Below are 22,324 nucleotides of genomic sequence, written 5' to 3' on the forward strand. Positions count from 1 at the left end.
ATGTCAAATGAGGGCTTTAAATCTGCTCCACCTTCACCGACTCGGCGGGATAAAATGCCAGATGGTCCTTGATCTCGGCCACTGCCTGGGCCGGGTTTTCATAGCTCCAGACCGCATTGGCGGTCACGGATGACTTGTTGACGATGGAAAAATGCGTCGCGTCGCCCTTGCCAGAGCAGTGCGTTACCTTGTCGGTCCGGTCCAGAAATGCCATCGCAATATCACCGCGCGGGAAATAGATCACCGGATCCTTGTCGCCTTCATGCAGTTCCAGCGCGTTGTTCGTTTCGCCCAGAATCGCACCGCCCGAGCGGACACACCATTTACCCGGCGCTTTCCGGATCGTGATCTCAGCCATTCCATTTCCTTCCGTCGTCGTATTTGGGCCTCTCCTCTGCCCGTTCTGTGTAACAGACCGGTGTCAGATTGGGGCAGTTGCGGCATCCAACCACAGTTGCGCGTCTTGTCCCAGCCTTGGGCGGATTTTTTCCGCAACGTCGCGGTGATAGGCATTCAGCCAGTCGCGTTCGTCCGCCGCCAACATTTCGACCATGATCAGCCTGCGGTCAATCGGCACAAAGGTCAGAGTACGCCAGTTCAGCATTGCGCGTTCGGCGTCGCTGGAGGGCAGGGCAGGCGCCTCTTCGACCACCACAAGGTTCTCGATTCGAATGCCAAAGGCACCCTCGCGGTAATATCCGGGTTCGTTTGACAGGATCATGCCGGGTTGCAGCGGTACATGGCTGACTTTCGACAGGCGCTGCGGCCCTTCGTGCACGCTCAGATAGGCTCCGACCCCATGCCCGACCCCGTGATTGAAATCCTGCCCCGCCGACCACAGCGGCGCGCGGGCCACGCATTCGATATCCCGCCCTGCAAGGCCCGCAGGCCAGCGCAGCATCGACATGCCAATCATGCCCTTCAGAACACGGGTAAAGCAGGTTTTCTCCTCTGTTCCGACGTCACCAATGGCAATGGTTCGGGTGATGTCGGTGGTGCCGTCCAGATATTGCCCGCCACTGTCCAGCACCAGAATATGACCGTTTTCCAACTGGATGTCGGTCTCTTCGGTCACACGATAATGCATGATCGCGCCGTTCGGACCCGTGCCTGCAATGGTATCGAACGAGATGTCCTGAAGCGCATTGTCCTTGCGCCGGTTTTCTTCCAGCCGGGTGACAACCTGTGTTTCGGTCACGCTGCCCGGGGCCTTTTCGTCCAGCCAGCACAACGTTTCGATGACCGCGACTGCATCGCGCAAATGCGCCTCAGCGCTGCCCGCGATTTCAGGCGCATTCTTGCAGGCTTTGGGCAGGGCACAGGGGTCGCCGCCATCCGTCATCGCATCGCCTAACGCGTCCGCCACGATCTGAGGCACCGAAGCGTTATCCACCTGCACCGGCCCGGCCAGAGCCGCAACCGCATTCAGAAAATCTTCCGGCGCGCGCAAGGTCACCAGTGTGTCCAGATGGTCCCTTACCCCGGCCAGTTTCGCGGCCACCATGAACAGTTCGACCTGACCTCCTGCATGCAGTATGGCAAAACCGTGGGCCACCGGATTGTAGGCAATATCCGACCCACGGATATTCAACAGCCACATGATCGAATCCGGCAAGGTGATCACCGCTGCCGTGTGTCCGGCCCGCCGTAGGTCGCCGGCCAGACGGGCGATCTTGCTGTCCGCACCTTCCCCGGCAAACTCAATCGGATGCGCCTTGACCGGGTTCATCGGTGGGGCCGGCTGATCTGCCCAGATCCGGTCCACATGGTTCTCACACCTCACCAGATCGATGCCCGATCCTTCCAGATCACTTACCGTGCTTGAAATTTGCCCCGCCGCATGCAGCCACGGATCAAAACCGATCCTTCCCCCGTTTGGCAACCGCTCTTTCAGCCAGGCGCTCAGGCTCACCTCTGGCCAGGGGACCGGAGTGAAATCCTCTGCAACCTGTGCCTTGACCTGGGTGCGATACCGCCCGTCGACAAAAACTCCGGCCACGTCGCGCAGGGCGGCGCAGAACCCGGCCGAGCCCGTGAACCCGGTCAGCCAGGCCAGACGCTCATCGTGTGCCGCGACATATTCGCCCTGATGCGCATCCGTGCGGGGGATCAGAAATCCGTCCAGCCCTTCTTGCACCATCTGTTCGCGCAAGGCGGCCAGCCGCGGGGGCCCCTGTTCCGGGCGGGCGGTCACTTTGAAGGATTGGAACATGGGCGGCCTCATTCACAGCTTTTGGGCGTGACCCTGAGGCGCATTTCAAAAAAAGTCCAGACGGGATCACCCCGCTTGAAAAAGCCGATGTTCAGCAAAGCCAAACACCCCATCATTGGGAAAATACCCCCGCTGGACGCAAAGTCAGATTCAGCTGACCTTTCTCATCCCCATTACCCGCGCCCGTGCCCGCGGGTCACTGTCGAAAAGGGCTGCCAGTTGTTCGGTCATTGCACCGGCCAGTTGTTCAACATCGGTAATCGTAACGGCCCGGTCGTAATACCGTGTCACGTCGTGGCCGATCCCGATAGCCAATAATTCGACCATCTTGCGCTTCTCAACCATAGCGATCACGTCGCGCAGGTGTTTTTCCAGAGAGTTGGCCGGGTTCACGCTCAGCGTAGAGTCATCGACTGGTGCGCCGTCCGAGATCACCATCAGGATCTTGCGTTGCTCGCGCCGTGCAAGCATCCGCCGGTGCGCCCATTCCAGCGCCTCGCCGTCGATGTTTTCCTTCAGCAGGCCTTCTTTCATCATCAGCCCCAGATTGGGCCGCGCGCGACGCCAGGGGGCATCGGCCCCTTTATAGATGATGTGACGCAGATCGTTCAGACGCCCGGGTTGTTGCGGGCGACCATCATTCAGCCACGCCTCACGTGCCTGACCGCCTTTCCACGCCCGCGTGGTAAAGCCCAGAATCTCGACCTTCACATTGCACCGCTCCAGCGTCCGCGCCAGTACATCGGCACAGATGGCGGCGATCGAAATCGGCCGTCCCCGCATAGACCCCGAATTATCCAGCAAAAGCGTGACAACCGTGTCGCGGAATTCTGTGTCTTTTTCGACCTTGAAGCTCAGCGGTGTGGTTGGGTTCGCCACAACGCGTGCCAATCGGCCCGCGTCCAGAATACCTTCCTCGCGGTCGAATTCCCAGCTGCGGTTCTGCTGCGCTTGCAGGCGGCGTTGCAGTTTGTTGGCCAGACGCGATACCGCCCCCTTCAGCGGTTCCAACTGCTGATCCAGATAGGCCCGCAGGCGTTCAAGCTCGGCAGGTTCCGCCAGGTCTTCGGCGGCGATCTCTTCGTCATGGGTGTCCAGATAGACCTTGTAATCCGGGTCTGCCTCGGATGCAGGCGGCGGGGCAGGTGGCTCCAGCGGCGCTTCGCCATCCGGCATCTCAGCCTCGTCGCCCATCTCGTCCTCGGCCATTTCATCCATCGAGACCTGGGCCTGAGACTGATCCTGCTGCTCCTCCTGAGTTTGCTCAGGGGTCGCATCCGCGTCCTGATCGTCCTGATCGTCCTGGCCGGTACTGTCGGGATCGGGCTGGTCCTCGGCGTCTTCCTCGGCTTGGTCTTCCTGCTCGTCGTCCAGCTCATCTGGGTCATCCCCAAGCTGGTCGCCATATCCCAGATCCTTGATCACCTGACGGGCGAATTTGGCGAATTCCGCCTGATCCGAGAGGATTTCGTCCAGATTTTCCAGCGTTCCGCCAGCTTGCTCTTCGATGAACCCACGCCACAGGTTCATGATGTTTTCAGCGGCAGGGGGCAGATCACGCCCGGTGGCCAGATGCCGGATCAGATAACCCGCGGCAACCGAAAGCGGTGCGTCGGCAGGCTGCTTGCACTGGTCGTATCCACGGCGCAGCGCCTCGTGCCCGATCTTCACATCAATGTTGCTGGCGGTGCCCGGCATATCCCGCGCGCCCATCGCTTCGCAGCGGGCGGTCTCCATCGCCTCGTACAGATCCCGCGCCATATCGCCCGGGGGTGCATAGCGCGCATGGGTCGCGTCGTCATGATACTTGCGCTGCAACGCCAAGGCATCCGCCGTGCCGCGCGCCAACAGCACTTCTTCGCGCGTCATCCGGCGCGAGACCTGTGGCAGCCGCATCGACTCGCCCGACATGCCCGAAGGGTCGACGGTATAAGTCACCGACAGCTCGGGATCATCGGCCATGACCTTGGTGGCTTCGGCCAGGGCCTTCTTGAACGGATCAGCAGGGTTGTCGTTCTTCTGTGCCATGTCCTTAAGACCTCATCAAAATGACCTGCCCGGCGTTGAAAACTGTAACGGATCCGACTTCATCTGGCCCAAAATATCCCCGCCGGAGGCATTGCGCCCGGAACGGGCGCAATTTGGGTGCTTACCCCAAGCTTGCACTCGCGGCACTCTCAGGCAACTCCTCATCGAAGCAGCGCTGATAGAACTCGGCCACGGTCTGACGCTCCAACTCATCGCACTTGTTCAGGAAGGACAGGCGGAACGCATAGCCCACATTGCGGAAGATCTCGGCGTTTTGGGCCCAGTTGATGACGGTCCGCGGGCTCATGACGGTGGACAGATCGCCATTCATGAAGGCGGTTCGGGTCAGGTCGGCGACGGTGACCATCTGGCTGACGGTCTTGCGGCCCTCTGCGGTGTTGTAATGCGGCGCCTTCGACAGAACGATCATCGTCTCTGCATCATGGCTCAGGTAGTTCAGGGTCGACACCAGCGACCAGCGGTCCATCTGCGCCTGGTTGATCTGCTGCGTGCCGTGATACAGACCCGTCGTGTCGCCCAGACCGACCGTGTTGGCAGTGGCAAACAGGCGGAAATTCGGGTTCGGCGTTATGATCTCGTTCTGGTCCAGCAGGGTCAGCTTGCCGTCATGCTCCAGCACGCGCTGAATCACGAACATCACGTCGGCGCGGCCCGCATCATATTCGTCGAACACGATGGCGACCGGGTTGCGCAGCGCCCAGGGCAGGATGCCTTCGTGGAACTCAGTCACCTGCTTGCCGTCGCGCAGTTTGATCGCATCCTTGCCGATCAGGTCGATCCGGCTGATATGGCTGTCCAGATTCACTCGTACGGCAGGCCAGTTCAGACGGGCGGCCACCTGTTCAATGTGGGTCGATTTGCCGGTGCCGTGATACCCTTGGATCATGACACGACGGTTATGGGAAAAGCCCGCCAGAATCGCCAGCGTGGTTTCCGGATCGAACTTGTAGGTATGGTCTATGGCCGGCACTCGGTCGCTGCGCTCGGCAAAACCTTTGACCGCCATGTCGCTGTCAATGCCGAACACGTCACGGACCGAGATATCCTCGGTAGGTTTTGCGTTGATATCGATCGATCCGTCAGCCATGCGCCTTGTCCTTATCCTTTGCCCCGCCTTGCCGGGTTTGAACCCGTGTGTGGTGCAACATATTGCGGGCAAGGGCAAGGGAAAGAGGCGCGTGTGCGAACTTAGGCGGGTGTTTCTTTGAAACTGGCCTTATTGACACCGGGCTACCTTACGCTCCGATATTCGCGGCTCGCTACGCAGATCTCAGATGGTGCAATTTCCAACGTGAGGCGTAGGTCATCCAATTTCTGAATTGCTCAAATTGCAATTTGAGAATTCATCGAGTTAAACTATTTCATTGTCTGCGCATAAGTAGCTTTCGGCTTGGTGTTAAACGGTAGAGGTTCGAATGTCGCTAACAATTCAGGGTCCCTCTTCGATTGCCATCCCAAGTGGATCGTCTTCCGTTATGCAGCAATACACGGCCACCAAGGCAGGCGCTTCGTGGAATGTGATTGTTTCAGGGACAGGAGGACTGGCCCCAAGTGATTATTCCGTTTCGATTTCACCGAACGGCGTTTTGACTGTCGATCTGACCTCTGGTGTTGTTATTCCTCCAAACACGCAACTGACCGTCGAGGTATTCGCGTCGACAGGTCCCGGTAACGGTAACAATGACTCTCTCATCGTGACCGTCGCTCTTCCGGCCGGAACAGTACCGTGTTTCGTGAAGGGTACGCTGATCGAAACTGAAAAGGGCTATCGTGCTGTTGAGGAACTATCAGTTGGGGATAAAGTGCGTGCTTCCAGTGGGGAAATTCTTCCAGTTAAGTGGATCGGAAAAAGGACTCTGAAGGCGGAAGATTTGAAACGTAACCCGCATTTGAGGCCCGTTTGCATCGAAAAAGGAGCGATAGGAAAAAACTTGCCTAGCCGTGATTTGTACGTTTCCCCGCAACACAGAATTGTTCTGGAAGGGTGGCGCGCAGAATTGTTGTTTGGAGAGGCAAAAATCTTCACCGCAGCAGTTCATCTGATCAACGACAAAACCATTCATCGGGTTCGATCCAATGAGTGCGTCACTTACTACCATATTGCCTGCAGTCGCCACGCCATACTGATGTCGAACGGATTGCCAACCGAAAGCTTGTTTCTGGGTGATATGGCGCTGAAGTCTTTTCGCCGTGAGGACGTTGAAGAACTGCTCGCACTGTTCCCCGAATTGCGTGACGGCACTGCAGAGTCGCAACAGACTCGCTTAAGTTGTTTGAAGCGCCGGGAAGCAATCGCATTGCGAAGCTCATACCCGGACAAAAATCCGAATAGTTGAAATTCGAACTGACTCTGGTCTGATCCTTTGTCTCAGCAAGTTCCTTCAAATGTGTTTTCTCGGATCGATTGCCATGGGCTACTTCAGGACGCAGCGCCATTTTCATGGCCTTGCGCGTTTCTGCCTTGCATCGACCGTCGCTTGCCTACAGCGAAAACCAAAGCTGGTCTTTGCGAAAGCCGCCTTTCACGAGGCGATCCGCGTTCAACACATCCGGAAACTCGTCTACCCAATCCCGAAACCTGTCATTTGTGACGATGCGTGCCTTGCTGTCCCGCGCCGCCTGCAAAATCAGCGGGTCCGCTGGCGTGCCTTTGGGGGCGACCATGACCTGCTTGGCGCGCAAGCCCAGGGCGCGGCTCAGCGTCCGGTCGTTCATATAGTGACCTTCGACCTTGTACCCGACATTCGCATCGAACATGACGCCCGGTTTGAACCCGGCTTGCTTCAAAGTCTCAAGGACCTTCTTCAACGTGCCCAGATCCGGGGTGCCTTCTTTCCAGTGCATGACGTTCGACCCGTCCACGATGATCCATGTATTGGCCCTGCGCCACCTGAACCAGGCCCTTACGAAAAGGATTGCGCTGGCCATCACGCAAATCAACGCCAAAAGGAACAGCCAATCGGCATCAGTCGGAATGAAACTGGCAGCGATGAGCCCGCATAGCGAGACGAGCAACAGGAAAATGGTCGTGCGCAATGTAGCTGATCCCTGAAAATACCTGCCCGAATCCTCCACCACTTTCACGGGGATTGAAACAGATTTCCGCACCGAAATAGCGCAGTTGTTTCAGGTTGTGTCATCCGCGGCACCCAACCATTCAGGTTGAGCGTGCCGCGGAGTAAAGCAGGGAAAGCTGTGACCGTTACTTGAAGTTCCGGCTGTCCTTGATCTGATCCCAGGCCCAGACGACCTCTTGCAATTGTTCTTCCTGCGAGCGGTCGCCACCGTTCATGTCCGGGTGCAGCACTTTGATCAGTTTCTTGTATGCCTTGCGGACTTCAGCCTTGGTCCAGCCGTCATTTGCCTCGAGAATCTCGATCGCACGGCGTTCGGTCGGCGGCAGGCGGCGTCCGCCACCCGTGTTGCGGCCCTTGTTCTGCGTGCTGTTGGCGCCGAGCACCTGATGCGGATCCTCGATCCCCAAACGGGCCCAGGCGCGCGCTTCGGGGTCGCCCATCGGCTTGGTCTCGCGCTCCCACACTTTGTCTTTTGATCGCTGCGCGTTCAACTCGGCCTCGGTGGTGCCGTCAAAGAAGTTCCATTTTTGGTTATACTCCCGCACGTGCTGTTGACAGAACCAAAAGAAATCATCCAGGACATCAGGTGCCTTCGGCGCGCGGAACTTACCCGGCTCTTCACATCCCTCGTGATCACAAACCCGGACAGAGGTTTCGGACGCACCTGACATGCCTCGACGACCCCGCGGATTCTTCTTCTTGGCGCTGGAAACGGACATATCGAATCCGAAAGGGTCTGATTTCGCCATGCTCTAATCCTCAAGAACGCGTCTTTTCGACTCGGAGGCAGCAGTTTAATCTAAGCAGCCGAAAGTAGAAGAGGGGTGCGGCAATATTTTTGCCGCTGAGCGAAAAAATGAGTGTGACAGACGAAATCCGAACCCGCCTGCAAGCCGCCTTTGATCCGCGCGAGCTTGAAGTGATCGACGACAGCGAAAGCCACAGGGGCCATGCGGGCTATCAGGAAGGCGGCGAAAGTCACTTCAACGTCCGCATCCGTGCCAGCGCATTTGAAGGTAAATCCCGCGTCGCCCGCCACCGTGCCGTACACAAGGCGCTGGGCGACATCGTGCCGCGCATCCACGCGCTGGCTCTGGATATTGGTGACTGATGTTCTTTGCGTGTCAGTCCGCCTTCATCTGTGCGGACGGCGTCGATGCCGAGATGGAATATTCTTCCTCCGTCATGCCCTCTTCGATTCCCTCGAATAGCGGGGTCGACAAGTAACGCTCGCCCGTGTCCGGCAGCATGACCAGCATAACGGACCCTTCCGGCGCGGATTCCGCCAACTTCATGGCCACCGCAAAGGTTGACCCGCCTGAAACTCCTGTGAAAATCCCTTCCTCCGAGGCAAGCCGGCGAGACCATTCTATCCCTTCTGGCCCGGGAATGGGGATCAGCTCATCATAATAGGAATTGTCGATGGCTTCCTGCAGGACCCACGGGATGAAATCCGGTGTCCAGCCTTGAATCGGATGGGGTTCGAAATCGGGGTGGCTTTCGGTCGGCTGGTGATCATCGTTTCGGGTGTTGACGTAACCTGATGACACGATGGCTGCGTTGGCCGGTTCGGTCAGTATGATTTTTGTTTCGGGACGCTCTTTCCGCAATACACGTGAAACACCCGAAACGGTGCCGCCGGTCCCATAGCCCGTCACCCAATAATCCAGTCGTTGCCCTTCGAAATCGGCAAGAATTTCCCGCGCCGTCGTGTTTTCGTGAATATCGGCATTGGCAGAAGTTTCAAACTGGCTGGCAAGGAACCATCCGTTTTCCTCGGCCAGTTCCTTGGCTTTGGTATACATGCCGAACCCTTTTTGCGCCTTTGGCGTCAGAATAACCTTCGCGCCCAGGAACCGCATCAGCTTTCGCCGCTCGACCGAGAAGCTCTCGGCCATCGTCACGACCAGAGGGTGTCCCTTGGCCGCGCATACCATGGCCAGCCCGATCCCGGTGTTGCCAGAGGTCGCTTCGACAACGGTTTGTCCGGGTTTCAGCCGCCCGTCCCGTTCTGCTGCCTCGATGATATTCAACGCCAGCCTGTCCTTGACCGAGCCTGCCGGGTTGAAGGCCTCGAACTTTACATAGACGGTCACATGCTCTGGCGCGATCCGGTTGACCCGAATGCACGGCGTGTCACCGACCGTGTCGAGAATGCTGTCATACAGGCTTGCCCGCCCTTGTGTCTGCCGAATAGCCATTTCGATGTCCCTCCAGAATACCAGGCTAACATGCCACAGATTCCCCGAGGGTATAGCCCTTATTGTTTTCCAGCACGCCCGCCGGCCCGGTTGCAATCTGGCTTCGGGTGCCTGATGGCCGCGTGACCTGACACGCGTGCCAGTCGCACCGCCCAGGTCCACCGCTTTGCCGCGGGCTTCAATTTACCAACAGGCCACCACAGGTTTTACCCGCGGTTTCACGTCTTTCTTCTGCCTCTGGCCAACGGGCTCTGATGCTTGCCAATTTGGGTGTGAAGACACGGGCCGTACCCGGATCGACTTGACGAACGTCAGGGCAAAAACGGACGTTCTGCACAAGGCCACAGGCCGATTGCATTCGGTCCGGCGGCCGTACCAGTCACCAAGACTATGTTTTCGACGTGCCGCTTGCATCAGGTGCGTCATCAGACCGCTTCAACGACAAAGGAGGCTCGTCCGCCTCTGCTGCAATTGGTTTCGGTGCCTGCACCTCGTCGGGGCCCGGGATCGGCTGGGCCAGTGGGGTGTCATCCATCTCAGGTGCTGCACCGACCCACGAGGCATCGACTTCTTCTTCCACCACGCGGCGAAACACCAGCACATTGCGCCAGTTCGTGGTCGATCCGGTCAGACCCGAGCGTTCCTCGCTGGGCAGCAGCTCGGCCCGCTGGTATTCCCAGCCATCCTGACCCATCTGATTCAGCAGTTGCTCGACCGAGACCGCAAAGCGGCCTTCGGCCGTTTTCACGCCTTTGGCTTTGACACCTTTTTGCGGGGCGGGGATGACCTTGTATTCGTAGCGCTTCATCTACTGTTCCTAAATGCGTTTCCGCGCCAACTTAACACGCTGCCCCCCGGGTGAAAGGGCCGTTGCCCATCTGGCGGAATTCAGCACGGGCCATTCGCTTCAGCTTGTGCTGCCTTGGCCACAACCGACAGGCACAGTTCCGTCGCCAGTGCCATGTCCTGCACTGAAATCCACTCCAACGGGCCGTGGACGCATTGCATCCCGGTGAAGATGTTGGGGCAGGGGGTGCCGAATTCGGTCAGGCGCGATCCGTCCGTGCCGCCCCTGATCGGTACGGAAAGCGGTTCAATCCCCAACTCGCGACACGCATCCCGCGCCAGCTCGACCGGGGTCATGTCGTTTTCCAGCCAATAACGCATGTTGCGGTACTGGTGGCTGATGTCGCAGGTGATGGTTGCGCGCGGTTCCGTGGCCTGCACGGCGGCGCAGACCTGACGCACGATGCCCCGTTGCGCCTCCAGCCCGTCCATCTCGAAATCACGCAGGATCAGCTTGATCTCCATCTCGGATGATCCGCCGTTCATGTCAGTGACATGGACGAAGCCTTCGCGCCCGTCTGTGGTTTCGGGCGTCATGGTGGCCTGAGGCAATGTCTGCACGATCTTCGCCGCCAGATGCGTGGCATTCACCATCTTTTCCTTGGCCAGCCCGGGATGGATCGAAACACCATTGATCCTGATCACGGCGCGGTCGGCCGAGAAACTTTCGTACTCGATCTCACCCGCTTGCTGCCCGTCCAGCGTATAGGCAAAATCCACTCCCAGATCCTTGGGCAATTGCTCCGTAACACCCCGACCGATCTCTTCATCCGGAGTAAACGCGATGCGGATCGGGCCATGTGGGATGTCCTGATTTTCGATCAAGTGCCGTGCCATGGTCATCAGAATCGATACACCGGCCTTGTCATCCGCACCCAGCAGAGTCGTGCCCGATGCGGTGATCAGGTCATGGCCGATCTTTTCGGCCAGATAGGGGTTTTCGTCCGGGGAAAGAACCAGGTCCGGGTTGTCGGGGAAGGTGATATCGCCACCGTTATACCCCTTGATCACCCGCGGCTTGACGCCGGTCGCGTTAAACTGAGGAGCCGTATCGACATGAGCCAGAAAACCCACGGTCGGACCCGGTGCTGTTCCGGGAATGGTCGCGACAACCACACTGTCGCCTGTCATCTTCACATCCTGCGCGCCGATCCCGGTCAGTTCATCGCGCAACAGGTTCAGCATGCCGAACTGGATCGTAGTGCTCGGGGTCGATGGGGATGTCTCGTCACTTTGACTGTCGATGGCGGCATAACGCACCAGCCGGTCTTCAAGTTCCTGATCAAATCTGTCTTGCATAATGGCGCACCTCTCCGGAACGGAAGAAAGAGCGCAAACAGGGAGAAGTCAAGCCGAAGGCTTGACCTCAAAACACAAGAAATCGCGATGTTTTCCATTGTACAATCCCGCCAAAGATTGCTGGCAGGCTTGTACAAAAGGAAAGGTTTACGACCCCAGCTTCTTGCTGACCAGTTCGTTGACGGCTTTCGGGTTGGCCTTGCCGCCGGTCGCTTTCATGACCTGGCCCACGAACCAGCCCGCAAGCTTCGGGTTCACCTTGGCCTTCTCGACCTGTGCCGGGTTGGCGGCGATGATCTCGTCCAAAGCGGCTTCGATGGCACCGGTGTCGGTCACCTGTTTCATGCCACGATCTTCAACGATCTGCGCCGGATCACCGCCTTCTGTGTAAACGATTTCGAACAGATCCTTGGCAATCTTGCCCGAGATCGCATCCGACGAGATCAGGTCGATAATCCCCCCCAATTGTGCCGGTGACACGGGTGAATCGGTGATGTCGTGGTCTTCTTTCTTCAGCCGACCGAACAGTTCGTTGATGACCCAGTTCGCAGCCAGTTTGCCATTGCGGCCCTTTGCGACCTCTTCAAAATAGGCGGCGGATTCCACCTCGGCGGTCAGAACCGAAGCATCGTAATCGGTCAGGCCATATTCGCTGATGAAGCGCGCCTTTTTGTCGTCGGGCAATTCCGGCAGTTTGGCGGCGATGTCATCGACCCAATTCTGTTCGATCTCCAGCGGCAGCAAGTCAGGGTCGGGGAAGTAACGGTAATCATGCGCTTCTTCCTTTGACCGCATGGAACGGGTTTCGCCCTTGTCCGGGTCATACAGACGCGTTTCCTGCTCGACGGTGCCTCCTCCTTCGACGATGGCGATCTGTCGGCGGGCTTCGACCTCGATCGCCTGTTGGATAAAGCGCATCGAATTCATGTTCTTGATCTCGCAACGTGTGCCGAGATGCGAAAAGTCCTGTGTTTCCTGATACTTCTCATACGCACCGGGCAAACAGATCGAGACGTTCACGTCGGCGCGCAGGTTGCCGTTTTGCATGTTGCCGTCGCAGGTGCCCAGATACCGCATGATCTGGCGCAGCTTGGCGATATAGGCAGCGGCCTCTTCGGGGCCGCGAATATCGGGACGCGAAACGATCTCCATCAGGCAAACGCCCGTCCGGTTCAGGTCGACGAAAGACATATGCGGGTCCATGTCGTGGATCGATTTGCCCGCATCCTGTTCCATGTGGATACGCTCGATCCGCACCATTCGTGCGGTGCCGTCCCCCATCTCGACCAGCACTTCGCCTTCACCCACAATCGGATGATAAAGCTGGGAAATCTGATATCCTTGCGGCAGGTCGGGGTAGAAGTAGTTCTTGCGGTCAAAGGCTGATTTCAGGTTGATATTCGCCTTCAGGCCCAGCCCGGTGCGCACCGCCTGTTCCACGCAGTATTCGTTGATCACCGGCAGCATCCCCGGCATCGCCGCGTCCACAAAGGCCACGTTTGAATTCGGTTCGGCCCCGAATTGGGTGGATGCACCCGAAAACAGTTTGGCATTGGATGAGACCTGAGCATGCACCTCCATCCCGATTACCAGTTCCCAATCGTGCTTGGCCCCGGCAATGGTTTTGGGTTTGGGCATTTCGTATGTCAGATCGAGCATGGCGCGCCTCATTTCCGCAGAAGTCTAAGCCTGCGTATAAGGCCCGGGAGGGCCTAGGGGCAAGGGGGAATCCTGTCGTGTTCAGTTCTGGGAAAACTGCAGACCCGATGGTGTAAATGTCACATCCATACCGCTGCGCAGTTCTTCCCGAAACAGATCCGAGATCGCGCGCAAGGCATCGCGCTGACCGCGCGCAGCAAATCGTTCGGGTGAGTTGATGCGGACAGAGTTGTTGAACCCGTTGGCCGCGTGCGCCCAGATCAAGGGATGCAATTCGGTCAGATGATCTCGGATTAGCCAATTTGCCGTGTCGCGCATCTGAGACCGGACAAGGTCAGCCTGATCGTTCAGACCCTGGCGGTTCTGGACGGTGATCGCACAGTAAGATGATAGCATGTTAATCATCTGCTGATCGGGCCGCAGGCGCACGATATCGCGCAGACCTTCAAGAAAATACTCTATATCAACGCGGGCACAGGCCTCGTCGTCCAGTGCGATGGCGTCAAACTGAACCCATGTGTATCCGCCCGCGCCCCAGATATCCTGTGTTCTGGCGGCCGTGCGTAAGGCTTGCAGCTCCAGCTCTTCGTAACTGCCGAACCAGCGGGGCAGAAGGTGGCTGCCCATAGCGCGCATGTGGCGCTGATTGTGTGGATCCAGAGTGATCAGGCGTTCATATTCGTCAGACACCCGCGCGTTGGATTTGCGTTGACCAGCCAGTAATGCACACCCGGCCGCTGCAATCAGGGGGCTGTCGGGGGCGTTTTTCCTACACTCGGGCAGGATCGCTGCGGCGCGGTCAAAATGAGCGGCGCAGCGTGACCGGTGCAAGGGTGGCAGCGTCGTGTCCGAGGCCGTGCCGCGCCAAGCCCATGCCAGATCGATATGGGCAAGGGCTACGACGGTGGCGATCATTGGATCATCGGGGTTGTCCGCCATCTCGCCTTCAAGTTCCGAGATGCCGCCCAACAGGTCGTAATCCGAGATGGCTTTGCCATCCGAAAGCGCATGTTCAGCCGCCAGAACCACGTCAGATCTGGCGCCGAACGCCAACAGATCGGCAACCGGCATACCATCTGAAACAGCGGCGCGATCCTGATCAGCCACGCGCATCTTTTCCGACAATTCCGTCCAGCGGTCCTGCCGGGTCAGGTAACGGCCATGTTCGATTGTGGAATGTCCGATCAGATCGTCGCTACCGGTTTTTGCGACAGGAATATTGAGTTGGCCCTGCTCGGGCAAGGCTGCCGCCAGCGCGGATTTTGTCGCGCACAGGTCTGCTGAAGTATTTGTAGGACTGGCTGTGGATGGGGCGAACAGTGCCCTTAGCGACCGAAACATGGCGAAACTCAAAACTGAAAAACTGATAACTGACACCGAAGTCTGGCGGGATATCGGGTTCAAATCAAGTATATTGCCGAATAGTTTTCCTTTTTAGTGTCCAATTCACCCTTCAAAGGTCCAGTGTTTCAGAAAACGGTGAAATGATGCCGTTCTACGCGAATTCCGGCTTGGTTTAGAAGGGATTCCAAATCCCTATGCGCCGGAAGCGACTCATCCGGCAGACGGATTCGTTTACCGGAATGCAGTACAATCGACACACGAACGGAGAAATCCCAACGGGTGTCAAAGCGGAAATGGTCGATGTCGCGCAATGCGATCTCTCTCTGTCGATTTCCCGTGAACCAGCTTATTGCATCCTGATCCACGTGCATGCCCGCGCCGGTGTTCTGAACCATGTCCCAAAGTGCGGGCAAGGTGGCCAACGAAAGCAGCCCGGCGATCCACCAGGCCGTGTCAAACAGGACAACCAATGCCAGCAACGCCACGTAAACACTGGCCAGGATGGCCAGCGTTTTTAAGTTCCGGTTGCTGCGGGCGAAGCTGTAAGGCGTCATGCGCCGAGGATACGGGACACCATTTCGGTTGTGTCCCGCGACAGGTTCGGTGTTTCCGCAATGCGGGAAAGCTGCGCACGTATCAGGGCCTGACGATCTTCATCATACCGTTTCCAGGTCTGGAACGCAGAGCACATTCGAGCAGTGGTCTGTGGGTTCACCGGGTCCAGACGGATCAGCCAATCTGCCAGCAGGGCATACCCGGCACCATCCGGCTGGTGGAACCCTGCGTGGTTCATCGCCAGGGCGCCCATGACGGCGCGGAACCTGTTCGGGTTTTTCCAGTTGAAATCTGAATTCCTGGTCAGAGTCGCGGCTGTTGCGGCTGCCGCCTCTGGTGCCGCCATTGCGACCTGCAAGCCAAACCACTTGTCCATCACCAGTCGGTCGTGCTGCCACTGGTCGTGGAAGGCAGCCAACTGAGCCTCACCTTTGCGGGCGCGAAGAAGGCAAGACAATGCAGTCAGTTGCAATGTCATGTTGTCTGCCTTGTCATACGCCTCAGCCGCCATCGCCCCGCCGTCCAGAGGGGAGGTCAGTGCCAGCGCGGCGCTGCCAAGTGCCCGTTTGCCGGACTGTTCGGCGTCTGGGCTGTAGGGACCGTCCACCAAAGCCTCACTATGCAGGCGGGGCAGCAAATCCTGTACGTTCTGGGCAGTTGCCTGTCGCAGCGTTTCCACCGCGGCCCAGATCGCCATAGGGTCGGGCGTTTGACAGCGGTCATGCAGGGCTGCTGCCAATTCCGACTGTGTCGGCAATCCCAGCATCAACGCACGATAGGCCGGGTCAAGTTCGTCATTGCGCAGCACGGCCAACACTCCGTCAAGGTAATCGGCATCCGGTGCCGCATCCTCCAGGATCATCCGCATCAGGGTGTCCTGTGCCAGATCTCGTCCTGCCTGCCATCGGTTGAACGGGTCCGTGTCATGCGCCAGAAGAAACGCGCGCTCCGCGTTCGACTGGTCATGCTCCAGAATAACAGGCGCCGAGAAATCGCGCAGGATCGAGGGCGTGGGTTTCGCCGCTAGGCCGGTGAACTCAAAGCTCTGTTCGGCCTGTGCCAGTTCCAGCACTTCGGTCGCGCGAACCTCCTCGCCGTTGGGTCCAAGCAAGCCAATTGCGACGGGGATGACCTGCGGCAGTTTCTCATCCTGTCCCGGCGTGGGGTCGGTTCGCTGTTTCAGCGTGAGAGTATACGTGCCGTCGGCCCAGTCTTCCTCGACCCTGACGCGCGGAGTGCCCGACTGGCTGTACCAACGTTTGAATTGTGTCAGATCACGCCCGGTGGTGTCTTCGAAAACCTTCAGCCAATCCTCGATCGTGCAGGCCTGACCGTCATGGCGTTCAAAATAGAGGTCTAGCGCCTTGGCATAGGCCGCATCCCCGACCAACCGTTTCAGCATGCCGATGACCTCGGCACCCTTCTCATAGACGGTGGCGGTGTAGAAGTTGTTGATCTCCTGAAAGCTTTCTGGGCGCACAGGATGCGACAACGGACCGGTGTCCTCGGGGAACTGCCGGGCACGCAGGTCTATGGCATCGTGGATGCGTTTCACCGGGGCCGAGCGCATGTCGGAGGTAAATTGCGCATCCCGGAATACTGTCAGACCTTCCTTGAGGCACAGCTGGAACCAGTCACGGCAAGTGATGCGGTTGCCGGTCCAGTTGTGGAAATACTCATGCGCGATGATCGCCTCGATCCGTTCGAAATTTGCGTCGGTCGAGGTTTCGGGACTGGCCAGAACGGCCGACGAGTTAAAGATGTTCAGCCCCTTGTTCTCCATCGCGCCCATGTTGAAGTCATCGACGGCGACGATGTTGAACACGTCCAGATCGTATTCGCGGCCATAGACGTCTTCGTCCCATTTCATCGATCTTTTCAGAGCCTCCATGCCAAAGGCGCACTTGCCCTCATCACCCGGGCGAACCCAGAGGTTCAGCTCAACGTTTCGGCCTGATTTGGTGGTGAACTGACCGGGATGTGCGATCAGGTCACCGGCGACCAGCGCGAACAGATAGGCAGGTTTGGGCCATGGATCGACCCATTCGGCCCAGCCTTCACCCTTGCCCGACGGGTTGCCGTTCGACAGCAAAACCGGCAAGTCACCATTGATGCGCACGGTGAACGTGGACATCACGTCCGGCCGGTCAGGATAAAAAGTTATCTTCCGGAAACCTTCCGCCTCACACTGAGTGCAGTACATCCCGTTCGACATGTACAGACCCTCCAGCGCGGTGTTGTTGCCGGGGTCGATTTCCACCTCGGATTCCCACAGGAACGGCGCGTCGGGGACATCCGCGGTTAGTCCTTTGTCGGTCACGTCTGGCTCGACGTCGGCACCGTCAATGGCGGCGTGGATCAAGTTCAGTTCTTCCCCGTGCAGAAAGAATGTGCGGTCAGTGGCGTCGGGATTGGGCCGGAACGCAATGCGCGAGGTGACGCGCGTGGCGTGCGCGGCCAGATCAAAGGTCAGGTGCACGCTGTCCACCAGGTAGCCAAACGGTGTGTAGTCTTTCAGGTAGATCGTGGTGGGGGCAGCGTCGCGCATCTTGGGCCTCGTATCTGTTCGGGACTTGCGCGACGTTAGGGGCTTCGTTCGGGCGCTGCAACCGGCCCCGGCCATTGCCTTGTGGTTTTTGAAACAGCTTCAAGCTGAAGCGAATGCCCCAAATGACGGGATGAAAGTTGCCTATCGGAAACTTTCCGCCTAAGTCACGATGCATACAACGGCGCACAATCGCAGGAGAGCAGGAAAATGACGGACAGACAGACCCTGAGCGGACTGCAAATCGATCCGGTTTTGGCTGAGTTCATCGAGACGCAGGCGCTGCCGGGCACGGGCGTCTCTTCGCAGAAGTTCTGGGCTGGCATGGCGCGGATGGTGAGCGAACTGGGACCGAAAAACCGTGAGTTGCTGGCCAAACGGGCCGAGATCCAAAGCCGCATCGATGGGTGGCATATGTCCCGAAAGGGGCAGAACACCAATGCCGCTGAATATGCGGCTTTCCTGAAAGAGATCGGGTATCTGGTTGAAGAAGGCGACGAGTTCCAGATTGAAACGGCCAATGTCGACCCCGAGATCGCCCTGACCCCAGGTCCGCAACTGGTTGTGCCGATTACCAACGCACGCTTTGCCCTGAACGCGGCCAACGCGCGCTGGGGCAGCCTTTATGATGCGCTTTACGGAACGGATGCAATGGGTGATCTGCCGGCAAGCGGTGGCTATGATGCGGCGCGCGGCGCGCGGGTGGTCGCATGGGCCAAGGCGTTTCTGGATGATGCTGTGCCTCTGGCGTCGGGATCATGGGCGGATGTCACCGAATTGGGTATCACCGACGTTGCGTTGACCCCTGCGCTGCGCGATCCTGCTCAATTTGCCGGGTTTGGCGGCGCGGCGGACAAGCCCGACTTTGTGCTTCTGAAAAACAACGGTCTGCACATCCAGATCATGATCGACCCCACAAGCAACATAGGCGCGACCGATCCCGCAGGCATTGCAGATGTCCGGTTGGAATCCGCGCTTTCCACTATCATGGATTGTGAAGACTCGGTCGCCTGCGTCGATGCTGCCGACAAGGTTGTGGCCTATGGCAACTGGCTGGGCCTCATGAATGGCGACCTGACCGAAGAGGTCACCAAGGGCGGCACCACGTTCACTCGGAAACTGGCAGAGGACCTGAGCTTTACCACTCCGTCGGGTGATCAGGCCAAGCTGAAAGGCCGGTCCTTGATGCTTGTGCGGAACGTTGGTCACCTGATGACCAACCCGGCCGTACTTGACGCAGAAGGGCGCGAGATCGGCGAAGGTTTGATGGATGCTCTGTGTACCACCCTGATCGCCATGCACGACCTGAAGCAAGACGGGGGCAATTCTGTCGAAGGCTCTGTCTATGTGGTGAAGCCCAAGATGCACGGGCCCGAGGAAGTCGCGTTCTCGGTCGAGATATTCGACATGGTCGAAGACATTCTGGGCCTGCCGCGCAATACCGTGAAACTGGGCATCATGGATGAGGAACGCCGCACCTCGGTCAACCTCAAAGAGTGCATTCGTGCCGCAAAATCACGGGTTGCCTTTATCAACACGGGTTTTCTGGACCGGACCGGCGATGAAATACATACCTCGATGGAGGCGGGTCCGATGCTGCCCAAGGGCGACATCAAGAATACGCCATGGATTGCGGCCTACGAAGATCGCAATGTCGATATTGGTCTGGCCTGTGGTTTGAAGGGCAGGGCGCAGATCGGCAAGGGTATGTGGGCCATGCCGGATCGCATGGGCGATATGCTTGAGGCCAAGATCGGCCACCCGATGGCCGGAGCGACATGTGCCTGGGTACCGTCGCCCACGGCCGCGACCCTGCATGCAACGCATTACCACAAGGTCGATGTGCTGGCCCGTCAGGATGAGCTGGCGGCAGGGGGTGCGCGTGGCACGTTGAAGGATCTCTTGACCATCCCTTTGCTGGCTGGACGCAACCTGAGTGACGAAGAAATCACGCGTGAACTTGAAAACAATGCGCAGGGTATTCTGGGCTATGTCGTGCGTTGGGTCGATCAGGGCGTGGGCTGTTCCAAGGTGCCTGACATCAACGATGTCGGCCTGATGGAAGACCGCGCGACCTGCCGGATTTCGTCGCAGGCGCTGGCCAACTGGCTGCATCACAGCATCGTGGATGAAGCCCAGGTAATGGCCGCTCTGCAGAAGATGGCCGCCGTTGTGGATCGCCAGAACGAAAACGATCCGGGTTACACCCCGATGGCTCCGGGATTTGACGGCATCGCCTTTCAGGCGGCATGCGATCTGGTGTTCAAGGGCCGGGTTCAGCCCTCGGGCTATACCGAGCCGGTCCTGCATGCGCGCCGGCTGGAGTTGAAAGCCAGCCAAAGGTAATCCCAATCAAGGCTCTCAGGCGGGTCGTTTGAGGGCTTTTTCGAACTCCAATCCGACAAGAGGACCATCAGATGTCAATTTCCCTACGCAAAGCCCGCACCATTATCCGCAAAACTCTGGAAAAGGGCCACGAGATGGAGTTGAAGCCGCTCTCTGTTGTAGTGCTGGATGCCGGTGGGCACGTTATTGCGTTTGAGCGCGAGGATGGTGCTGCACCGGGCCGTTTCGGGATTGCGCAGGGCAAGGCCTATGGGTCGGTCATGCTGGGAATGGCGGGCACCGCGCAGATGCAGCGCGCCGAAGCACAGGCCTATTTCATGGCCTCTGTGAATGGCGTCTATGGTGGTCAGGTCGTGCCGGTTCCGGGCGGAGTTCTGCTGCGTGATCGCAAGGGGGCCGTGATCGGCGCCGTGGGGGTTACCGGCGACACATCTGACAATGATGCGCTGGCCGCAATGGTGGGAATTGAGGCAGCCGGCCTGATCGGCGAGATTTAACAAGAGCGTTGTATTTATGCGTCTTTCCAGTTGAAGTGTGGATATATTCCTTCTTTTTGCTTATTTTCGGGAAATAATTCCGATTAATCAGGAAAGATCAGGACATACAGTGCGTGTTCGAACACGTCCCTGCGCTTTCATGCAGGGCGTGTATTCTTGCACGTTAAAACTGCTGCCGCTAGCTTCCTTGACAGTCACAACAACAGCAGGGAAAGCGGAATGTCTCGGCCTGTCGTCGGTATCATCGGCAACTCGTATCTCATGAACGACCAATACCCCACACATGCTGGTGGAACGATGAACTCGGATGCCGTGGCCAACGTGTCAGGATGTCTGCCGCTGCTGATACCGGCAGATCCGCGGTACGTGTCGGTCGATGAGTTGCTGGAGGTCTGCGACGGCTTTCTGCTGACTGGCGGTCGCCCGAACGTGCATCCGGAAGAATACGGGGAACCTGCAACCGATGCACACGGCGAATTCGATCGGGCACGAGACGCCATAACTCTGCCGCTGGTTCGCGCTTGCGTTGAAAGGGGGACGCCGTTTTTGGGCATCTGCCGGGGGTTTCAGGAAGTCAACGTTGCCATGGGCGGAACGCTTTATCCCGAGATACGCGATCTGCCGGGGCGGATGAACCACCGGATGCCGCCCGATGGAACCCTGGAGGAAAAGTTTGCTCTGCGTCATGTTGTGACACTGGAAAACGGAGGCGTTTTTCACAAACTGTTCGGCGCAGCCGAGGTCATGACCAACACCTTGCACGGTCAGGGCATCAAAACGATTGGGCAGCGCGTGGTCATTGATGGCCATGCACCGGACGGGACGCCCGAGGCGATTTACATCAAGGATGCGCCCGGCTTTACCTTGTCGGTTCAATGGCACCCGGAATGGGACGCGATCAATGATCCGGTCTCGCGCCCCCTGTTCGAAGCCTTCGGCGATGCGGTTAGAAACTGGAATTGTAGCAATCGTTCTGCAAGGCTAAGGCAATCTGCTTGACCGGCGCCTGCGGGCTGCCCTCGATTCCCCGTCTCTGAATCGCAACATTCGAATATTTGTTTATGAGACGAGCCCAATACCCTTGTTTATCCGCCAGCAGGTCTGAATGCTTGCCCCCAATGCCACGAAACGGTGCGAGATTGAGATATGCAAAGGTCAACCCAAAGGCGACTGCGTTCAGTTAGGTTTCTGGCAGCGACATTTGTCGCAACTTCCAGTTTTGCAGCTGAAGTGATGGCGCAGCAGTGTGGTTCTTTAGGTGAGTTGCTTTACATCGGACGCACGCGTGATTCAGCATCCTCCGTTTGGTTGTCTGCGACTGAGCAAGGCGGTTTTCGTTTGGAAGCCGCGCAAGGCAACACAACGGTGGACACTTGGAACAAGTCTCGCAGAGGCGTTCATCTAAGCTTTTCACCCTTTGTCTCAAACGGAAATGGTGGAGTGCACCGATTGTTCGAAATCGGTGGAGCACCAAATGGCAAGGATTGCCTGATCGATACGCAAAACCAACAGAGAAACTGGAGCTTGCCCGGTGGAGGTGGCGGCGGAGGCGGCTCCGGTGGCGGTTCAGGTGGCTCTGGCGGCGGCTTTGGAGGTGGAGGCGGTTCAGGTGGCTCTGGCGGCGGCTTTGGCGGTGGAGGCGGTTCAGGTGGCTCTGGCGGCGGCTTTGGCGGTGGAGGCGGCTCAGGTGGCTC

Annotated in this window: 18 protein-coding genes; 5 read left to right on the plus strand and 13 right to left on the minus strand. The window is 58.2% G+C overall.

What is annotated here, in order from left to right; genetic code table 11:
• Positions 1-16: 16 nt before the first annotated feature.
• The 4 genes from AC2FFA_RS07450 to cobS all read right to left on the minus strand — a co-directional run bounded on the left by AC2FFA_RS07450 (position 17) and on the right by cobS (position 5,348).
• Positions 17-358 (minus strand): DUF427 domain-containing protein, encoded by a 342-nt coding sequence (locus AC2FFA_RS07450; RefSeq protein ID WP_496719246.1) that lies wholly within the window; start codon positions 356-358, stop codon positions 17-19.
• 63 nt (positions 359-421) lie between these two features.
• A complete protein-coding gene (locus AC2FFA_RS07455; protein WP_496850857.1) occupies positions 422-2,212 on the minus strand; it encodes an aminopeptidase P family protein in 1,791 nt (596 codons plus the stop codon).
• A gap of 150 nt (positions 2,213-2,362) precedes the next feature.
• Positions 2,363-4,240 carry a cobaltochelatase subunit CobT gene (gene cobT, locus AC2FFA_RS07460; RefSeq protein WP_496850859.1) on the minus strand — a complete coding sequence of 626 codons (1,878 nt, stop codon included), beginning with the start codon at positions 4,238-4,240 and terminating at the stop codon, positions 2,363-2,365.
• Between the two features lie 121 nt (positions 4,241-4,361).
• Positions 4,362-5,348: a cobaltochelatase subunit CobS gene (gene cobS, locus AC2FFA_RS07465; RefSeq protein ID WP_299894715.1), complete on the minus strand. Its 987-nt coding sequence runs from the start codon at positions 5,346-5,348 to the stop codon at positions 4,362-4,364.
• Between the two features lie 388 nt (positions 5,349-5,736).
• Here cobS and AC2FFA_RS07470 point away from each other — a divergent pair, with 388 nt between their 5' ends.
• Positions 5,737-6,597: a Hint domain-containing protein gene (locus tag AC2FFA_RS07470; RefSeq protein ID WP_496850861.1), complete on the plus strand. Its 861-nt coding sequence runs from the start codon at positions 5,737-5,739 to the stop codon at positions 6,595-6,597.
• Between the two features lie 145 nt (positions 6,598-6,742).
• On the opposite strand, the gene AC2FFA_RS07475 is transcribed toward AC2FFA_RS07470, so the two are convergent.
• Both AC2FFA_RS07475 and AC2FFA_RS07480 read right to left on the minus strand, forming a co-directional pair.
• Positions 6,743-7,297, minus strand: coding sequence for an NYN domain-containing protein (locus AC2FFA_RS07475; protein WP_254683774.1), 555 nt, complete (start codon positions 7,295-7,297; stop codon positions 6,743-6,745).
• A 166-nt stretch (positions 7,298-7,463) separates the two neighbouring features.
• Positions 7,464-8,087, minus strand: a complete 624-nt coding sequence (locus AC2FFA_RS07480) for a J domain-containing protein (RefSeq protein ID WP_117868352.1) — start codon at positions 8,085-8,087, stop codon at positions 7,464-7,466.
• A gap of 107 nt (positions 8,088-8,194) precedes the next feature.
• Here AC2FFA_RS07480 and AC2FFA_RS07485 point away from each other — a divergent pair, with 107 nt between their 5' ends.
• The gene (locus tag AC2FFA_RS07485) at positions 8,195-8,449 is read left to right on the plus strand and encodes a BolA family protein (RefSeq protein WP_117868353.1); all 255 of its coding nucleotides are present in this window, start codon (positions 8,195-8,197) and stop codon (positions 8,447-8,449) included.
• A gap of 13 nt (positions 8,450-8,462) precedes the next feature.
• On the opposite strand, the gene AC2FFA_RS07490 is transcribed toward AC2FFA_RS07485, so the two are convergent.
• From AC2FFA_RS07490 to pepN, 7 genes are all read right to left on the minus strand, one after another.
• Positions 8,463-9,539, minus strand: a complete 1,077-nt coding sequence (locus tag AC2FFA_RS07490; RefSeq protein WP_496850864.1) for a PLP-dependent cysteine synthase family protein — start codon at positions 9,537-9,539, stop codon at positions 8,463-8,465.
• Positions 9,540-9,927: 388 nt separating this feature from the next.
• Complete coding sequence (locus AC2FFA_RS07495; protein ID WP_496850866.1) at positions 9,928-10,347, minus strand: DUF4177 domain-containing protein; 420 nt, start codon at positions 10,345-10,347, stop codon at positions 9,928-9,930.
• An 80-nt stretch (positions 10,348-10,427) separates the two neighbouring features.
• Positions 10,428-11,684, minus strand: coding sequence for a peptidase T (gene pepT, locus AC2FFA_RS07500; protein WP_496850867.1), 1,257 nt, complete (start codon positions 11,682-11,684; stop codon positions 10,428-10,430).
• 147 nt (positions 11,685-11,831) lie between these two features.
• On the minus strand, positions 11,832-13,343 hold the full coding sequence (gatB, locus tag AC2FFA_RS07505; RefSeq protein WP_496850869.1) for an Asp-tRNA(Asn)/Glu-tRNA(Gln) amidotransferase subunit GatB: 1,512 nt from the start codon (positions 13,341-13,343) through the stop codon (positions 11,832-11,834).
• Between the two features lie 81 nt (positions 13,344-13,424).
• The gene (locus tag AC2FFA_RS07510; protein ID WP_496850870.1) at positions 13,425-14,684 is read right to left on the minus strand and encodes a hypothetical protein; all 1,260 of its coding nucleotides are present in this window, start codon (positions 14,682-14,684) and stop codon (positions 13,425-13,427) included.
• Positions 14,685-14,812: 128 nt separating this feature from the next.
• A complete protein-coding gene (locus AC2FFA_RS07515; RefSeq protein ID WP_496850872.1) occupies positions 14,813-15,241 on the minus strand; it encodes a hypothetical protein in 429 nt (142 codons plus the stop codon).
• Positions 15,238-17,790 (minus strand): aminopeptidase N, encoded by a 2,553-nt coding sequence (gene pepN / locus AC2FFA_RS07520; RefSeq protein WP_496850874.1) that lies wholly within the window; start codon positions 17,788-17,790, stop codon positions 15,238-15,240. The genes AC2FFA_RS07515 and pepN overlap by 4 nt, the downstream gene beginning before the upstream one ends.
• A gap of 207 nt (positions 17,791-17,997) precedes the next feature.
• Here pepN and AC2FFA_RS07525 point away from each other — a divergent pair, with 207 nt between their 5' ends.
• The 3 genes from AC2FFA_RS07525 (at position 17,998) to AC2FFA_RS07535 (ending at position 21,629) form a co-directional block, all read left to right on the plus strand.
• Entirely contained in the window at positions 17,998-20,133 is a 2,136-nt protein-coding gene (locus AC2FFA_RS07525) for a malate synthase G (RefSeq protein ID WP_496850875.1), read from the plus strand.
• Between the two features lie 71 nt (positions 20,134-20,204).
• Positions 20,205-20,630, plus strand: a complete 426-nt coding sequence (locus tag AC2FFA_RS07530) for a GlcG/HbpS family heme-binding protein (RefSeq protein WP_117868361.1) — start codon at positions 20,205-20,207, stop codon at positions 20,628-20,630.
• A 219-nt stretch (positions 20,631-20,849) separates the two neighbouring features.
• The gene (locus AC2FFA_RS07535; RefSeq protein ID WP_117868362.1) at positions 20,850-21,629 is read left to right on the plus strand and encodes a gamma-glutamyl-gamma-aminobutyrate hydrolase family protein; all 780 of its coding nucleotides are present in this window, start codon (positions 20,850-20,852) and stop codon (positions 21,627-21,629) included.
• Positions 21,630-22,324 lie beyond the last annotated feature (695 nt).

It is taken from the genome of Ruegeria sp. YTSB088 (assembly GCF_059609825.1).

Coding starts and splice junctions, on each gene's coding strand:
- AC2FFA_RS07450 (WP_496719246.1), bottom strand. CDS start 358: ATGGCTGAGATCACGATCCGGAAAGCGCCGGGTAAATGGTGTGTCCGC.
- AC2FFA_RS07455 (WP_496850857.1), bottom strand. CDS start 2,212: ATGTTCCAATCCTTCAAAGTGACCGCCCGCCCGGAACAGGGGCCCCCG.
- cobT (WP_496850859.1), bottom strand. CDS start 4,240: ATGGCACAGAAGAACGACAACCCTGCTGATCCGTTCAAGAAGGCCCTG.
- cobS (WP_299894715.1), bottom strand. CDS start 5,348: ATGGCTGACGGATCGATCGATATCAACGCAAAACCTACCGAGGATATC.
- AC2FFA_RS07470 (WP_496850861.1), top strand. CDS start 5,737: ATGCAGCAATACACGGCCACCAAGGCAGGCGCTTCGTGGAATGTGATT.
- AC2FFA_RS07480 (WP_117868352.1), bottom strand. CDS start 8,087: ATGGCGAAATCAGACCCTTTCGGATTCGATATGTCCGTTTCCAGCGCC.
- AC2FFA_RS07485 (WP_117868353.1), top strand. CDS start 8,195: ATGAGTGTGACAGACGAAATCCGAACCCGCCTGCAAGCCGCCTTTGAT.
- AC2FFA_RS07490 (WP_496850864.1), bottom strand. CDS start 9,539: ATGGCTATTCGGCAGACACAAGGGCGGGCAAGCCTGTATGACAGCATT.
- AC2FFA_RS07495 (WP_496850866.1), bottom strand. CDS start 10,347: ATGAAGCGCTACGAATACAAGGTCATCCCCGCCCCGCAAAAAGGTGTC.
- pepT (WP_496850867.1), bottom strand. CDS start 11,684: ATGCAAGACAGATTTGATCAGGAACTTGAAGACCGGCTGGTGCGTTAT.
- gatB (WP_496850869.1), bottom strand. CDS start 13,343: ATGCTCGATCTGACATACGAAATGCCCAAACCCAAAACCATTGCCGGG.
- AC2FFA_RS07510 (WP_496850870.1), bottom strand. CDS start 14,684: ATGTTTCGGTCGCTAAGGGCACTGTTCGCCCCATCCACAGCCAGTCCT.
- AC2FFA_RS07515 (WP_496850872.1), bottom strand. CDS start 15,241: ATGACGCCTTACAGCTTCGCCCGCAGCAACCGGAACTTAAAAACGCTG.
- pepN (WP_496850874.1), bottom strand. CDS start 17,790: ATGCGCGACGCTGCCCCCACCACGATCTACCTGAAAGACTACACACCG.
- AC2FFA_RS07525 (WP_496850875.1), top strand. CDS start 17,998: ATGACGGACAGACAGACCCTGAGCGGACTGCAAATCGATCCGGTTTTG.
- AC2FFA_RS07530 (WP_117868361.1), top strand. CDS start 20,205: ATGTCAATTTCCCTACGCAAAGCCCGCACCATTATCCGCAAAACTCTG.
- AC2FFA_RS07535 (WP_117868362.1), top strand. CDS start 20,850: ATGTCTCGGCCTGTCGTCGGTATCATCGGCAACTCGTATCTCATGAAC.